This is a genomic window from Lysinibacillus alkalisoli, from assembly GCF_014643595.1.
GTDB classification, from domain to species: Bacteria; Bacillota; Bacilli; order Bacillales_A; family Planococcaceae; genus Metalysinibacillus; species Metalysinibacillus alkalisoli.
The window spans coordinates 72702-88614 of sequence record NZ_BMJT01000001.1 but is presented as its reverse complement, the minus strand read 5'-3'; the positions used below and the strand labels follow the sequence as shown (position 1 = coordinate 88614).

15 protein-coding genes are annotated in these 15913 nt (G+C 35.4%); 6 read left to right on the top strand and 9 right to left on the bottom strand.

The genetic code is table 11. The features are described 5' to 3' along the window. Position 1: 1 nt before the first annotated feature. The 4 genes from IEW44_RS00380 to IEW44_RS00365 all read left to right on the top strand — a co-directional run bounded on the left by IEW44_RS00380 (position 2) and on the right by IEW44_RS00365 (position 4012). On the top strand, positions 2-622 hold the full coding sequence (locus IEW44_RS00380; protein WP_188613033.1) for a response regulator transcription factor: 621 nt from the start codon (positions 2-4) through the stop codon (positions 620-622). Positions 623-740: 118 nt separating this feature from the next. Continuing rightward, positions 741-1205 (top strand): NUDIX hydrolase, encoded by a 465-nt coding sequence (locus tag IEW44_RS00375; protein WP_188613032.1) that lies wholly within the window; start codon positions 741-743, stop codon positions 1203-1205. A 239-nt stretch (positions 1206-1444) separates the two neighbouring features. After that, positions 1445-3367 carry a bacteriocin-associated integral membrane family protein gene (locus IEW44_RS00370; RefSeq protein ID WP_188613031.1) on the top strand — a complete coding sequence of 641 codons (1923 nt, stop codon included), beginning with the start codon at positions 1445-1447 and terminating at the stop codon, positions 3365-3367. Positions 3368-3370: 3 nt separating this feature from the next. Next, positions 3371-4012 (top strand): ATP-binding cassette domain-containing protein, encoded by a 642-nt coding sequence (locus IEW44_RS00365; protein ID WP_188613030.1) that lies wholly within the window; start codon positions 3371-3373, stop codon positions 4010-4012. Positions 4013-4111: 99 nt separating this feature from the next. Here IEW44_RS00365 and IEW44_RS00360 read toward each other — a convergent pair whose 3' ends face one another. Together IEW44_RS00360 and IEW44_RS00355 are read right to left on the bottom strand one after the other, a co-directional pair. Continuing rightward, positions 4112-5389: a dicarboxylate/amino acid:cation symporter gene (locus IEW44_RS00360; RefSeq protein WP_188613029.1), complete on the bottom strand. Its 1278-nt coding sequence runs from the start codon at positions 5387-5389 to the stop codon at positions 4112-4114. A 241-nt stretch (positions 5390-5630) separates the two neighbouring features. Beyond that, a complete protein-coding gene (locus IEW44_RS00355) occupies positions 5631-6677 on the bottom strand; it encodes a DctP family TRAP transporter solute-binding subunit (protein ID WP_188613028.1) in 1047 nt (348 codons plus the stop codon). Positions 6678-6750: 73 nt separating this feature from the next. Between IEW44_RS00355 and IEW44_RS00350 the strand changes: the two genes are divergently transcribed. Both IEW44_RS00350 and IEW44_RS00345 read left to right on the top strand, forming a co-directional pair. Next, positions 6751-8349: an ATP-binding protein gene (locus tag IEW44_RS00350; RefSeq protein ID WP_373286115.1), complete on the top strand. Its 1599-nt coding sequence runs from the start codon at positions 6751-6753 to the stop codon at positions 8347-8349. Positions 8350-8352: 3 nt separating this feature from the next. Next, positions 8353-9063 (top strand): response regulator, encoded by a 711-nt coding sequence (locus IEW44_RS00345; protein ID WP_188613027.1) that lies wholly within the window; start codon positions 8353-8355, stop codon positions 9061-9063. Between the two features lie 93 nt (positions 9064-9156). Here the strand turns inward: IEW44_RS00345 and IEW44_RS00340 are convergent, their stop codons facing one another. The 7 genes from IEW44_RS00340 to kdpF all read right to left on the bottom strand — a co-directional run bounded on the left by IEW44_RS00340 (position 9157) and on the right by kdpF (position 15732). Beyond that, on the bottom strand, positions 9157-9663 hold the full coding sequence (locus IEW44_RS00340) for a YfiT family bacillithiol transferase (protein ID WP_188613026.1): 507 nt from the start codon (positions 9661-9663) through the stop codon (positions 9157-9159). Positions 9664-9711: 48 nt separating this feature from the next. After that, a complete protein-coding gene (gene nadX, locus IEW44_RS00335) occupies positions 9712-10482 on the bottom strand; it encodes an aspartate dehydrogenase (RefSeq protein ID WP_188613025.1) in 771 nt (256 codons plus the stop codon). A gap of 449 nt (positions 10483-10931) precedes the next feature. After that, positions 10932-11057: a hypothetical protein gene (locus tag IEW44_RS15970; protein ID WP_268236340.1), complete on the bottom strand. Its 126-nt coding sequence runs from the start codon at positions 11055-11057 to the stop codon at positions 10932-10934. Between the two features lie 212 nt (positions 11058-11269). Further along, entirely contained in the window at positions 11270-11872 is a 603-nt protein-coding gene (gene kdpC / locus IEW44_RS00330; RefSeq protein WP_188613024.1) for a potassium-transporting ATPase subunit KdpC, read from the bottom strand. A gap of 11 nt (positions 11873-11883) precedes the next feature. Next, positions 11884-13890, bottom strand: a complete 2007-nt coding sequence (kdpB, locus tag IEW44_RS00325; protein ID WP_188613023.1) for a potassium-transporting ATPase subunit KdpB — start codon at positions 13888-13890, stop codon at positions 11884-11886. Positions 13891-13903: 13 nt separating this feature from the next. Then, positions 13904-15601 carry a potassium-transporting ATPase subunit KdpA gene (kdpA, locus tag IEW44_RS00320; protein ID WP_188613022.1) on the bottom strand — a complete coding sequence of 566 codons (1698 nt, stop codon included), beginning with the start codon at positions 15599-15601 and terminating at the stop codon, positions 13904-13906. 11 nt (positions 15602-15612) lie between these two features. Further along, positions 15613-15732: a K(+)-transporting ATPase subunit F gene (gene kdpF / locus IEW44_RS16095; protein ID WP_188613021.1), complete on the bottom strand. Its 120-nt coding sequence runs from the start codon at positions 15730-15732 to the stop codon at positions 15613-15615. Between the last annotated feature and the right edge of the window lie 181 nt (positions 15733-15913).

Genomic DNA, 15913 nt, shown 5'->3' with positions numbered 1-15913 from the left:
ATTGAATTTATTACTTGTCGATGACCACCCTATGATTTTAGATGGCACTAAGCAGCTTCTGGATGGGGTTGAAAATATTAATGTAGCCACTTTAAGTGATATTGAGACATTTGACAGTCATATTGCTTATCATAAATACGATCTCTATTTACTAGATATTAATCTTGGGGAGAAAAGTGGACTCCATTTAGCTGAAATTGTTAGGAGTCAACAACCTGAAGCAAAAATTGTCTTGTATACAGGTGATAATATTAAAGATTATTACAGTTTTATTGTAGACGGTAAGATTGATAATATTATTTCTAAAACGGCCTCACAAGACCAGTTTAGACGCACCATTATTGCTACTTTGCATGATGAGGTTTTATTACCTCAAGCTTTTATTCATTATGTTAATCAACAAATTTATAATCCCCCTGAAAAGCAACGCATGCGCTTTAGTACTCGGGAGAAGAAAATTTTGAAAATGCTACAACAAGGCTATACTAATCAAGCCATTGCCATTGAATTAGGACTTAAACAACGAACAATCGAAAATAACTTAACACAAATTTATTCTGTCTTAAATGTCGGCTCTCGTACTGAAGCGGTATTAAAAGCGCAAGAATTAGATTTATATTAAAGTGGCAAAGGGATAATTCTCATTCCCTTTGCCACTTTACTGTTTTTATAAGAAACGGGCTTGCGCTACTTGCCTATCATCACAACTTTTTTATACTACGAAAGGTGGAACTTCTAAAATGAGTTACATTACCCATCTACGTAAACAGATTGGACATGCACCTATTATTATGGTGGGTGCTTGTACTATCATCATTAATGAACAAGAACAACTGCTATTTCAATTGCGTAAAGATAATAATTGCTGGGGATTAGCTGGTGGTGCTATGGAATTAGGTGAATCTTTAACACAAACTGCTGCTAGAGAAATGTATGAAGAGACAGGATTAACTCCTCACCATTTAAAACTCCTACATGTATTTTCTGGGCAAGATTATTATTATCAATATCCTAATGGCGATGAAGTTTACAATGTCATTGCCGCTTATCTCTGTAATGAATATAGTGGAGATCTACAATTTGATAAGACTGAGGCTACAAATCTACGTTTTTTTGACATGCATCAATTACCAACAAACATAAGCCCACCTGACGCATTAATTCTCTCGTTTTTTTTACACAAGTTGAAAGAACAACAGACGTAGAAAAATTCTTTTGTAAGTTTATAGTATTTTAAAACAAAACATATCACATCCTATAATATATGTCTGAAATAAAATAAGCTTTATGCATGCTTCAACGATATTACATCGTTAATTTTCTCTATGCTTGCTAAACCAGCCTACAATAAAAGTTTGTACCCTTAACACTTTTTATCGCAAGTTAATTATTACTCGCCTTTGTTATTAATCTTGTAGAAGAAATACAATAAGGAAGTGTACATATGAAACGATTTTTAAAACTATTTCTGTTTTTACAAACATTAATTCTCTCGTTCTTATTCGTTAATTCCATTTATAACATTTACGAAAAAAACAACATTATTAATAATAATGACGTAGCTTATCAACTGAAAGATAATTCAGCAACGAACCGAGGGGCATTGTATGATGAATTACTACATAAGAAGACTCCTTTTGAGTTTATCAAAAATGATTTGAAATCAGATACCATTACCTATCATGTCTTTAAATCAACAAACAGCACGCAAAAAGAATATGCGATTTTAGCCTCGGACATTAGTATTAAATACTTTCCTGCAAATAAGCAAGACTTCCAAGATAGCTCAGGAATTTTTTATACAAACCCGGGATTCTCTATGTCTAGTAAGCCAGATTTAGCTATTGCACAAGTAGATCCAGATACGATTAATTACACTCAAATTCTCACGGTAAACGGGATTAATCTTCTAATTTTACTGCTATTTTCTCTCATTGTTTATTTTATATTTACATCAACTGAACTAAAAAAAATAACAGTAAAGAAAATGATAGGCTTTTCTAATTGGATGATCTCAAAAGAGTATTTATCTGCTATATGTCGATTACAAATGGGCTTTTTTATGCTCACCACTTTAATCATTACGATTTACGCATGTATGCATCAAGCAAATTGGCTAATGCTCCTACTTATTCTGTTGTTATGCTCATTCATAACAGTAGGACTGAATGGCCTTCTCATATGGTTATCACAAATATTAATCTTCAATATTAGTATAAGTTCTATGTTAAAAAACAGTAATTTTAATAAGACAATTAGTCGTATATTAATACCTGCTAAATTTTTATTTATTATTTCTTTATGCTTCTCTTTTTATTATTTAACAGCCGTCCTCAATAACATGAATCAAGTGACACAGCGCATGGAATTTTACCATTCATTTGCTAATCACTATACATCGGATGGCTTTAATAGCGATATCTATGAAAAGTTATTACATAATGACGACGAACGCAACTTATTCTCTCAAAATATTAAAAAGCTCTATACCACGTCTAATAATAGCTTTTTGGTAGATGATAGCGTCTTTCAAGTAGGCGATGAATTGAAGTACTTACTCATCAATCAAAACTTTTATTTATCTACTATTCGCGACAAGATAGATGGAAAAACAATGCATGCAAACCCTCATGATATTTATGTGTTGATGCCACGTAATGATACGATGGAAAGTGTGAAAAATGAGATTGATGAAGATTTAACTGTGACTTATGCTAACTACGATAAGTTTTACGGCGGTGAACCTCAAGTAAATCAGAAGCCGATTCATACCCATTACTTATATTATGATAATAAATTGTCATTAGAATATTTTAGCAGTCGTATGGGGGAGTTTAACAAGTCAGAAAATCCGATATTAATTGTTGATAATGGGGCTTTTTCGGGGCTATTCTATGCGGATTTATTAAATAGTAAAGCTTTGCATTTCACTGATGATTCACTAACAGCATTTTATGAACTTCTCGTTCGTTATCAATTACATGATATCGTGGTTCCTGGTAGTCTATTGACGCCTTTTGAAAAAGAAATTGAGAATGACCAATTTATGCTTAGTAATATGAGCTTCTTTATTGTGATTTTTATTGTTACTACTTTATTTGTTGTTGTGTTTTCTAATAAAATTAGGATTTTAGCCAATCGAAAAAAATATGCCCTACAACATCTACTTGGATTTTCTTTCTTTAAAACCTTTAGGTACACTATCATTTTTTCGGTGACCCTTATCTTTGCATTTCTTTTATTAGCGATCTTTATACCTATTTCTTTATTAGGCGCTAGTTTACTCTTAGTTGATTTATTTGTGTTGCACTGGCAATACAAACAGCTTATTGAACGAAAAATCAACAATTCGTTGAAGGGAGAATAAAATATGAATGCCATTCGGTTAGTAAATATTAATAAGCATTTTAAAGATAAACTCATTTTAAAAGATGTAAGTTTTGAAGTTAAGGAAGGCTCTTTTTTTGGCATTATAGGGAAAAGTGGTAGTGGCAAAACTACCATTTTAAATATTATTGGACTCATTGAAAGCTATGATACTGGTGAGTTGTTTATCAATGAAAAAAAAGTAGGTCACAATAAAAAGGAAAAATTACTACTTAGGCGTCACAAAATAGGCTATCTCTTTCAAAATTTTGGACTAGCAGATGATGAAACGGTCTTTTGGAATTTAAACATTTGCTTAACGTATAGTAAGTTGTCTAAAGAAGAAAAGAAAGAAAAAATACGACAGGCGCTGAAACAATTTTCTTTGGATGCATTGATGGACAAGTATGTGTATCAACTGAGTGGTGGTGAGCAACAAAGAGTTGCTTTAGTTAAACTAATGCTTCAAGACTCTGATATCATTTTAGCAGACGAGCCAACTTCTAGTTTAGATGTGGAGAACGAGAAACTGGTTATGGACATCTTAAAATCATTTACTGAAAAAGGTAAGACTGTAATTATTGTTACACATAATCAAAATTTGCATGAGTACTTTACAGACTCTCTTTCTTTAGAAAAACTATAAAAAACACTCACACAAAAAAGAGCCTAATTTCAGGCTCTTTTTTGTGTGAGTGTTTTACTACAATTTATTGGTAGTTCATTTGAACTCAAATTTCATCATCTATTCTTCGACTGGTTTCCCAATACCAGCACGTTTAATAGCAATTTTTTCTGCCGCTTCTGTTGGCACAAATTCATTCTCTGATTTCGATACGATTACACAAGCTACACCATTCCCAATTAAGTTGGTTACCGCACGTGCTTCGGACATGAAACGGTCGACACCTATTAATAAGGCAATACCCTCTACTGGGATCATAGGGAAAGCTGCTAGCGTAGCTGCTAACGTAATAAAACCTGAGCCTGTTACACCTGCTGCGCCCTTAGAGGTAATCATTAAAATACCTAGTAATGTAATCAGTTGAATCCACGTTAAGTCAACACCATAAGCTTGCGCAATAAAGAGTGCTGCCATAGATAAATAAATGGAAGTCCCGTCTAAATTAAACGAGTAGCCTGTAGGTACAACTAAGCCTACCACTTGTTTAGAACACCCTAACCCTTCTAATTTATTCATCATAGAAGGCAATGCTGACTCTGATGATGATGTACCGACTACAAGGAATATCTCCTCTTTTAAATAAGCAATGAATTTAAAAATATTAAAGCGGAAGTAATATGCGATTGAACCAAGGACAAAAACAATGAATAAGAACATTGTTAAGTACACAGCTAACATTAACAGCCCAAGTGACTTTAATGAAGCAATACCGAACGCACCAATCGTATATGCCATAGCACCAAATGCACCAATTGGTGATACACGCATTACAATGCTAACAATTTTAAAGAAAATCTCTGACACTTGTTCAAAAAATGTAATGACAGGTTTTGACTTCTCACCAAGTGCTGCTGCTGCAATACCAAATAAAATAGCGGCAAATAATGTTGGCAATAATTGACCATTAGCAATAGCACCAATCACGTTTTCAGGGATAATATTATATAAGAATGCCATTAAGCCTTGATCAGAATCTGCTGCTGCTGTTGTATATTTTGAAATATCAGCTTCAGATGCTTTGGATGTATCAATACCATTACCTGCATTGATAAAGAAAGCAACGCCAATTCCAATAGCTAATGCAATTGTGGATACAATTTCAAAGTAAAGAATAGCCTTACCACCAATTTTTCCTACCTTCTTCATATCGCCCATACCGCCGATACCAATCACGACTGTTAGGAAAATAATCGGTGCAATTAACATTTTAATTAATTTAATAAACATATCTGCTAGAATTTTTAAACTTGCGCCAAATTCAGGCCATATCGCCCCTACGATAATACCTAGAATAATAGCGACAATTACTTGAACGGTTAAATTTTTCAACCACTTCATCGCAGTCCCCTTCTCTCTTTACCGATTTTATAACTTAAAAGCTATGTTATCGCCAAAATATTGAGAAAAAAAGATTTAGAAATTAAAAAACTTAACGTTTATTATGGTCAGGCTTCATACTAACCTATGAAAACGCTATCATATCAACCGTTCATCTGTTATACAATGCGTATCTAAATTTCTTTTTGTTATAATACAAAATGATGTTTATTGAACAAAAGGCCCTTTTTGTTCATTTTGTTTAATTGATTTGTTCACGTAATAATTTATAATAATGGTCATCAATTTGCTTGTCATAACGTGAATAAATGGGCGCTAATTGAGCTTGCCATTGTTGCTTTTCATCTTTTGTTAATGTATGAATCGTGACATTTGGTAACTTTTTCAGTTCTGTTAAGCTCTTTTGGTTAATGTTATGACTTGTCATTAGTTGCCAATCTTTCATTTCATTCAAAGCATCCATAATTTGATTTTGAATGTTTGGTTCAAGCTTCTTCCAAAAAGATTCATTCATTAAAACGGCATAACCTAATATGCCATGATTGGATAGTGTAATATTTTTTTCAAAGGTATGAAAGCCTTTAGAATACAAATTAGAAATCGTATTTTCTTGAGCCTCTACACCCTTTTTCTCGATTTGCGTATATACATTACCAAAGCTTGTTGTAACAGGAGTTGCGCGTAATAACGTAAATTGCTGTTGCAACATCTCGCTTGGCATAATACGTATGCGTAAATTAGTAAAGTCATCTACTTGCTGTATGAGTTTATCATTGGCAGCAATCTGCTTAAAACCATTATGCCAAAAGTCTAAGCCTTTAATTTGCTCATCTTCAAGTTCGTCTAATAATGCTGTTTTCAGCGCATTATTTTGATACAATTTTTGCACTTGCTCTTCATTATGAAAGACAAAAGGTAAATCTAACACTTGCCAAGTAGGTAGTAAATCCGTCATTTTAGAAAAAGTAGGTGCAATCATTTGGATCTCATTTTTCTTCAAAGCTTCTAACTCATTATCATCACTGTATAAAATACCATTGGGATATACTTGTACAAGAACACGCCCCTTTGTCTTTTCTTTAACGAGCTCTGCAAAACGAGAAGCTGCTAAACCTTTAGGCGTATTCTCTGCCACAACATGACTAAAATGAATAATGATTTGTTCTTGTAAGCCAACTTGTTCATCATCATAAGGTAGCCCATCACTAGTGAAGCTATTTTGGCGGTAACCGATAAATCCTGCAATCAATAAGACGGTTGCTAAAGATATTGTAATAAAGTATTTCATTTACTAATCCATCCCCACGCTAATTTTTACTTAGTATAACGTGAGGTACTAAAGAAAAAAAGGAGTAAATCTATTGCGCAACTTAACAATGAATGAAAAGATTGTTTTAATGACCTTTTTTATCATTGCTTTTTCATTTTTCATTGCTGGCATTTTTGTGATAAGCAACTTACTAAAAGAACAAGAAGAAGATTATGGACAACGCGCAATGTTGATTGCACGTACCATATCTAATATGCCTGACCTTGTTCAACAACTCGAAAGTAAAGAAGCTAATGCTATGCAATATATTAATAAAACTGTAGAAGAAGTACGTGTTATCAATAAGGCTGAATATATTGTAGTCATGGATATGAACCGTATCAGATATTCTCACCCTGCTGAAAAACAACTCGGTACGCGCAGTGAATCTGACGATTTAAATCCTGCATTCAATGAACATTATTATATCTCAAAAGCAAAAGGCTCTATTGGTATGGTCATTCGTGCTTTTGTGCCTATTTTAAATCAGGATAAAAAACAAATTGGTGTAGTAGTTGTGGCTTACCCCATGCCTACCCTGCTTACCATCTTCTCTGACTATGCTGCTGAAATTAGCATTACTGTATTGTTATCTATGGTATTTAGCATGTGGGGCGCTTCCTTACTCGCAAGCCATATTAAAAAGAGAATGTTTGGCTTAGAGCCAGAAGAAATTGCTCAACTTTATGTGGAGAGACAAGAGACATTCAATGCCATTCAAGATGGTATTATAGCTGTAGACAATGAAATGAATATTACGATTTTTAATGCCAAAGCAGGAAATATTTTAGGAAAATATGACGATCCTGCTCACTACATTGGGCATAAAATTTTTGATGTACTACCTGATACTCGCCTGCCAGAAATTGTAGAAAATGGCACACCGATTTATAATCAGGAGTTGTATATTAATAAACATAGCATTTTGAGCAATCGTATTCCTATTCAAGTAGATGGCAAGAATGTGGGTGCTGTTGCCATCTTTAAAGACTTAACAGAAGTGCGTCAGTTAGCCGAGGAGTTAACAGGCGTTAAAGCATTTGTGCAAGCATTACGTGTACAAACACATGAACATAAAAATAAATTACACACCATTGCAGGTCTTTTACAACTTGGTAATACCGAACAGGCATTGTCTTATTTGCAAGCGCATAAAGAGACAGATGATAATAATGCGCAATTTTTACAGAGTCGTTTTTTTCATGAGCATATTTCAGGGCTACTACTAAGTAAAATTAGCCGAGGTAAAGAACTTGCGATTGATGTTGAGATTGATGAAGAAAGTTATTTATCGCGCTTTCCACCCTATTTAGACCATCATGATTTTGTAGTATTGCTTGGTAACCTCATCGAAAACGCCTTCGATGCCTTACAAGATACCACTCGTGAGGATAAACATATTTTAGTCTCCATCGCTGAACACGACAATATGTTAGCCATCATGGTGAGCGATAACGGTTGCGGTATGGACGAGCAAGTACGGCAACACATTTTTGAAAATGGTTTCTCAACTAAGGCAACAGAGAACCGAGGCATTGGTTTACATTTGATACAAGATATTATTCACAAAGGGAATGGCACAATTGAAGTAGAAAGTACAAAAGATATTGGTACAAGCTTTATTGTATTATTTGATATGGAAGGGGAATAATAAATGGGAATCATACAAGTTTTACTTGTGGAGGACGACCCAATGGTACGAGAGGTTAATCGCCAATTTATTGAACGTGTGCAAGGTTTCAAGGTAATTGGCATGGCCGCTAATGGAATTGAAGGTATCGAAAAAGTTCAAGCACTTAAACCTGATTTAGTATTTATGGACATATTTATGCCTGGCTTAGATGGTGTAGCTACTTTGCGTGAATTACGTCAACAAGATAGTCAAGTTGATGTAATATCTGTAACAGCAGCTAATGATGTCCCTACCATTCAAGCGATTTTACATTTAGGGGTCTTTGATTATATTATGAAGCCTTTTACATTTGAGCGAATTGAACAAACCTTAAAAAATTATCGTCAATTCAAACAAACAACGAATAATTCTCAAGATTTAACACAGCAACAATTGGACCGTTTAATTCGCAATGAATGTTTAACTGAACCACCATTAACTGTTAGAAAAAATGAAATCTTAGAAGATTTGCCAAAAGGCTTTAATAAATCAACGCTAATTAAAGTATTACAATTTTTGAAAACCCAACAAGATGGTGCTTCAGCTGATGAAGTAGCAACTGCAATCGGTGTTGCACGTGTAACAGCAAGGCGTTACCTCGACTTTATGGAAAAACAACAACTCATTAAAGTTGAAATTAGATATGGCAGTATTGGTCGACCTACGAACCAATATTATATTGAACATAATTAAAAATGACTCTATAAAATAAGGCTCAGACAATTAATTGTCTGAGCCTTATTTTTATAATAGTGCTAATACAGTTACTTCATCACAGTTTGGTGATTATTGCAAAGCGGTTTGAATATGCGCCAGATGATGCTCCTCATGCCATGCTAGTTTTGCTAATTTAGAAGCTACCGTGATCTCACCATCCGTAGCATGAATGAATGTACGTTGCCACTCGCTTGGTGTCAATGTTTGAGCTAATGCTACAATGCGTACATTTATACCCGCTAACATTTGTATAGAGCTATACACAGGTAACATTGTATCAGGTTGAATCGCCCATTTTTCTTCATTAAAAGCTGGTACGGTTGGCTTGTCCTCTGTTAAAGCTAATTTTAAACGCTGATACATATTAAGTTGAGAATCGGCAATATGATGAACAAGTTGACGTACATTCCAAGCACCTTCACGATAGGTTTTATTTAAAGCAACATCATCTAAATTACCCACCGTCTCTTCTAAACGCCCAGCATATGTGGCAATTTGCTCTAACCATTTTGTTACATCCTCTGTTGTCACTTGCGGTGGTACATATAATGCACCAATTGGAAACTTTACATCCATCTTTTCCACACCCCTTTATACTTTTTTAAATTGTACCATTACACTTTTTTACCCACCAATAGTAAAAGTATTCTCCATTCTTGTTAATGTACCTAACACACTAAGTGCCGCTAAATAGCTTGTTTTAGGGTTTTGAGGTAAGGCATTATTTTTAATCGTAAAACTAGCTTCACCAAAGTCACCTGTAATCTCCATACAATGAATATTTTTTGTAATATGTGGGTCAGCAATAATTGTAACTTTTGTTTGATCAAAGCCAATACCTGCTAATGCGAGTACAATAGATACATTCATATTTTTAGGGAATTTTTTAATTGCCTGTGTAGCTGTGCCTGTAAAAATAACACGTGCCTCTGTTACGATCGAATCTTTAATTAACGATTGAGCAGGCTTACGTGTTGTAAGTGCGACACGCTCTACTTGCCCTAATATTTGAGCATTTTGCAATAAATCTAAGCCACCAATCGCGCCTGATGGCAAATACACTTGATAAGCACTCTGTTGTATACATTGCACCATCTGCTCGTCTACTAATGCCCCTACACTAATGACAATCATGGGCTTTTGTTGTAGTACAGCAGGCATCATTTCTTTTACAGCGTCCACATTGGCTGCCTCAACTACCACATCAATGGGAGACGAAAGAAAGGACGATAAATCCGTATACAACTCAATGTCATACTTCTCCTGTAACATCTCATATTTCGCTCGGTCTCTCACATAAACGCTTGTCACGCGCATATGAGAACATGTTTCATGATGTAGTTGTTGCAGTAAAAACTGTGCGATAGCACCTGCACCAATTATGCCAATATTCATCGGTTCACCTCCTATTTCTCTTGAATCACTATGGCTTGTTTCGTATGAATAAGCAACTTCACTTGCTGTAATAATTGCCGCAATTTATCAATTTCAAGCGCGTCAATTCCTTTAAACCATTATAACAGGAGGTTATCTATATGTGAGTAAACACGTATGTGGCAACGATTCAATATGATCAGCCTACTACCCCTCGACATCTACGTGATAAGCATTTATCCGTTTGATAACGTTATGCACAAGGGTCTTATAAATGCTGCTTATTTTATTTACTAGCGTTATATGTACTGTAGACTAAAATGTGGATGATGAAGTGTCTAGACACCCAAGAAGCAGAAAAATTATTATTAACATAAAAAGATGCCACTCACACAAAAACCCTAAGGATTTGACACATATTACAATGTGCCAACCTTAGGGTAAATCAAGCTTTATCGATAAAGGATGTTTTATTTTGTGTATGAAAGCATAGCAGTTTGTGAAAAACGGCTTAAGCAGTTTGTTGCCTCAGCTTTAGTTTGGTATTCAAACATACGGTAAGTGTTTTGATCAAATACAGTTACAACCCACATCATTAAACGCTCCTTTAAAATGTATTTTGTGTACTAATACAAAGCATTTTTAAATATCTTTGTTATACATCAGAGTATACGCTCTTTTTGAAAAAAGAAAAGTGTTTTGTGAGTCTTTTCACAAAGTGTTCATATGTTTGACGCTTTCATATGACTGAGATGTGACAACCTCCTCTTTTATGTTTTTTTATCTTTAAAAGCGGTTATATAGCTAGTTAACTATTTTGAGCCATGGCTGCCTTAATTGCGAGATTTGCTGTGACAACATTTACCGTAACCTGTCCAAATATACCAAACTCTTTATTTGTTGTATTAGCCTCTATAATTTGCTGTACTTCTGTTGTACTAAGACCACTTGCTTTTACAATACGTGGCACTTGTATGTTAGCACTCGCTACTGTAATGTGTGGGTCTAATCCTGAGCCAGACGCTGTCATTAATTCTGCAGGAATATCCGCTCTTTTAACAGTTGGATTTTGCGCTAAGAATTTGGCAATATCTGCTGTCATTCGTTCTTGCAATGCTGGATTTGAAGGTGCGTAATTAAATGAGCCAGATGCCACACCCGCAAAATCCGCTAGATTTGTATACGTATTATAATGCACTGCTGAGACGCGCCCTTGTAAATAATAAGGTGCTGTATATTGTTGCCCTATTAAAGCAGAGGCAATCGGCTTGTCACCTTCTTTTATCATGCTGCCATTCGCTTGATAGGGAAACACCACCTGTGCCACGCCAGTCATCAAGAGTGGATACATTAATCCACAAATGACTAGCATAATAACAGCTAATAATAATGGCGATAATAATTTTTTCATAATGAGGCCTCCTAACTTATTAATGGTGTAATGACTAAATCGATGATTTTAATTCCGATAAAGGGAATCACCATCCCACCTAAACCATAAATTAGTAAATTACGATTTAATAAATGATTCGCATTCATTGGCTGATAACGTACACCCTTCATAGCAATAGGTATGAGTAATGGAATAATAAGAGCATTAAATAATAAGGCAGATATAATCGCACTTGTAGGGGAATGTAAATGCATAATATTTAATGTCTTCATTTGTGGGATGGCAACCATTAACATAGCAGGGATAATCGCAAAATATTTAGCCACATCATTAGCTATACTAAAAGTTGTTAATGCCCCTCTTGTCATTAACAATTGTTTACCAATCTCCACTACCTCAATAATTTTAGTAGGGTCGGAATCTAAATCGACCATGTTGGCTGCCTCTTTTGCTGCGTTTGTACCCGAATTCATAGCCAACCCTACGTTTGCTTGTGCCAAGGCTGGTGCATCATTTGTTCCATCACCTGTCATTGCCACAACCTTACCAAGTGCTTGTTCCGCTTTTATTACCGCAATCTTATCTTCTGGTCTACTCTCTGCAATAAAACCGTCTACTCCAGCTTCTTGAGCAATAGCTGCTGCTGTTAATGGATTATCACCTGTACACATGATGGTTTTAATACCCATTGCTCTCAGCTGAGCAAAACGCTCTTTCAATCCTTCTTTTACAATATCTTTTAAGTAAATAACACCTAATAATTGTCGCCCCCTCATAACAACTAAAGGTGTACCCCCCACCGAAGATACTTGTTTTACTACCTCTTCTAAATCGTTAGGAACGTGAGTAGCCATTTTTATCATGGCATCATAGGATCCTTTTCTTACTTGTAAACCCTCAGCCAAATCAACACCACTCATTCTAGTTTGTGCTGTAAACGGAATAACTGTAGCCGTTTGTAGAATGTGATGTTTATTTATTTGGTCAACACCTTGTTGTTCAGCCAATGTAATAATTGACTTTCCTTCAGGTGTTTCATCAGCTAAGGAACTCAGCCAAGCCATCTCCATTAATTCTTGTGCTGTTACACCTTGGACTGGCAAAAATGCTGTTGCCATGCGATTGCCATATGTGATGGTTCCTGTTTTATCTAAAATTAAAGTGTCCACATCACCACTAGCTTCTACAGCCTTGCCTGACATAGCAATAACATTAAATTTAGTGACACGGTCCATCCCTGCAATACCAATTGCTGATAATAAGCCACCAATGGTTGTTGGGATTAAACATACTGTCAATGCAATTAATGTTGCCACGGATAGAGAGATATTTAAATAATTTGCCATTGGTAATAATGTGACAACTACTAGTAAAAAAATAATTGTTAGACTGACTAACAAAGTATTCAAAGCAATTTCATTCGGGGTTTTTTGACGGCTCGCTCCTTCAATAAGGCGTATCATCTTATCTAGGAATGAGTCCCCTGGCATAGATGTAATCTCAATTTTCAACCAGTCACTTGTCACAACTGTGCCACCTGTCACAGAAGAGAAATCACCGCTACGCTCTTTTACAACAGGAGCTGACTCACCTGTAATTGCAGATTCGTCAACGGTAGCAATCCCCTCTACTACTTCACCATCATTTGGGATCGTCTCGCCTGCTCTCACAATAACAAGATCACCTTTTTGTAATTGCTCTGCTTGTACCATTTGTTCTGTGCCATCTGCTAAAATGCGGGTAGCTTTCGTAGTTGTTTTTGTTTGTTTAAGTGTTTGTACTTGAGCTCTGCCACGCCCTTCTGCAATAGACTCTGCAAAATTAGAAAACCAAATCGTAATGAATAAAATACTAGCTACACTTGCATTAAATAATCGACTACTCTCACCAAACATAGTAGGAAACATCGTTAAAACAACTACTAATATAAAACCAATTGCCACTACAAACATCACAGGGTTTTTCATCAAATATAGAGGATTTAATTTTTTACAGGCAGCTATGCTCGCTTGGCGTATCATCTTTTGTGTATTCATTATTATTCACTCCCTATCCAAACATAAGTAACTGTTCTGTTATTGGGCCTAAAGCAAGAGCTGGTAAAAAAGTTAATGCCCCAATTAATACAACAATCGCCACTAAAAAAATTGTGAATGTTGGTGTATCCGTCTGTAACGTACCAACGGACTCTGCATTAATTGCCTTATTCGCTAACAAACTTGCAATGGCCAATTGTAAAATCATTGTGAGATAGCGCCCAAAGAACATCACTAACCCTGTAGTAACATTCCAAAATGTACTATTATCTGCTAAACCTTCAAAGCCAGAGCCATTATTTGCGGCTGATGAAGCGTATTCATACAATATTTGTGATAAACCATGAGCACCTGGATTAGTAACTCCTGCTATACCTGCACTTGTCATAACAGCGAATGCAGAAAAGCCTAAAATTAAGACGGGATGTATTAAAATACTTAGTGCCATAAATTTCATTTCTTTTTGCTCAATCTTTTTACCTAAAAACTGTGGCGTCCTCCCAATCATTAAACAAGCAATGAAGATAGCTAATAATACGTACATCATCATATTCATTAAACCTACACCAATGCCGCCAAATACTACATTTAACATCATATTAAATAGCGGTACTAAACCGCCTACAGGGGTTAAACTATCGTGCATATTGTTAACCGTCCCTGTAGTAAAAGCTGTCGTAACCGTAGTAAATAATGCCGATTGCTCAATACCAAATCGCGTCTCTTTACCTTCCATACTGCCTTGTTGCGCAATACCTAACTCATCAATCATTGGATTGCCTTGTTGCTCTGCAAAATAGACAATTAATAAGCCTGCTAGAAATAACACGGACATTGCAGCAAAAATCGTAGTTCCCTGTTTACCGAGCCATGCCCTTTGGTGTTGAAAGCGTTTAGCAACGAGTAAACCAAATACCACAACACAGGCACCAGGCAATAACATCATGGCAAGCATCTCAATCATATTAGAAATAACTGTCGGGTTTTCAAATGGTGTACTGGAGTTTGCACCAAAGAAACCACCACCATTCGTGCCTAAATGCTTAATTGACTCAAGAGATGCTACAGGCCCTAATGCGATATCTTGGCTTGTTCCTTCAATCGTAGTTAGCGTCACATTTTGCTGTACTGTTTGCGGTGTGCCTTGCCAAACGAGTAGTAATCCTACTAAAAAAGCTAATGGTAATAATACTCGAATAATGACACGGACAAAATCAACATAAAAATTTCCTATCGTATCTGTTTTAGCAATCAATCTTTTACAAAATGCCATACACACGGCATAACCTGTGGCAGCCGACGTAAACATCATAAAGATAATGACAAGCATTTGAGATAAATAAGTTAATCCAGACTCACCACTATAATGTTGTAAATTAGTGTTTGTCATAAACGATATAATGGTATTAAAGGATAACGTAGCTTCCATATTATTAATTTGATTAGGGTTTAAAAATAACCATTGCTGTATACGTAAAGTGAAGTAGCCTATGGCAATCATGCAGGCATTGGTTATGAGTAAAGCAATAATATATTGTTTACCTGTCATCGCCTCTTGTGAAATATTAGCTAAACGATAAATACGATGCTCAATAGGCTGATAAACCTTATCCATCACCATTTTTTCTTGCATGGCTACAGCATATAAATAACGCCCTGTAATAAGGACTACTGGTAAATACACCAATAAAATAAGAGTAATTTGTAACATGTAATAACCTCCTAAAACTGCTCAGGTTGCAATAAAGCATATAGTAAGTAACTAAATAATAAGAGTACAATACTTAATAGTAGCCACACGTTGAGCGCCTCCTTATTTAAAACTCCATCGCACGATGCCATACAACACCGCAAAACTTAACACCACTATGATGAACATCATGACATCCATCATTATTAACACCACCCCATATCAGATTTGGTTTAAGCATACGCATTTTGCGCTAAAGGTAGTGTTAAGAAAATATGATTCATATTAAGAAACTATAAAGATAGGTATGTATAAACAAATGAAACGCTATAA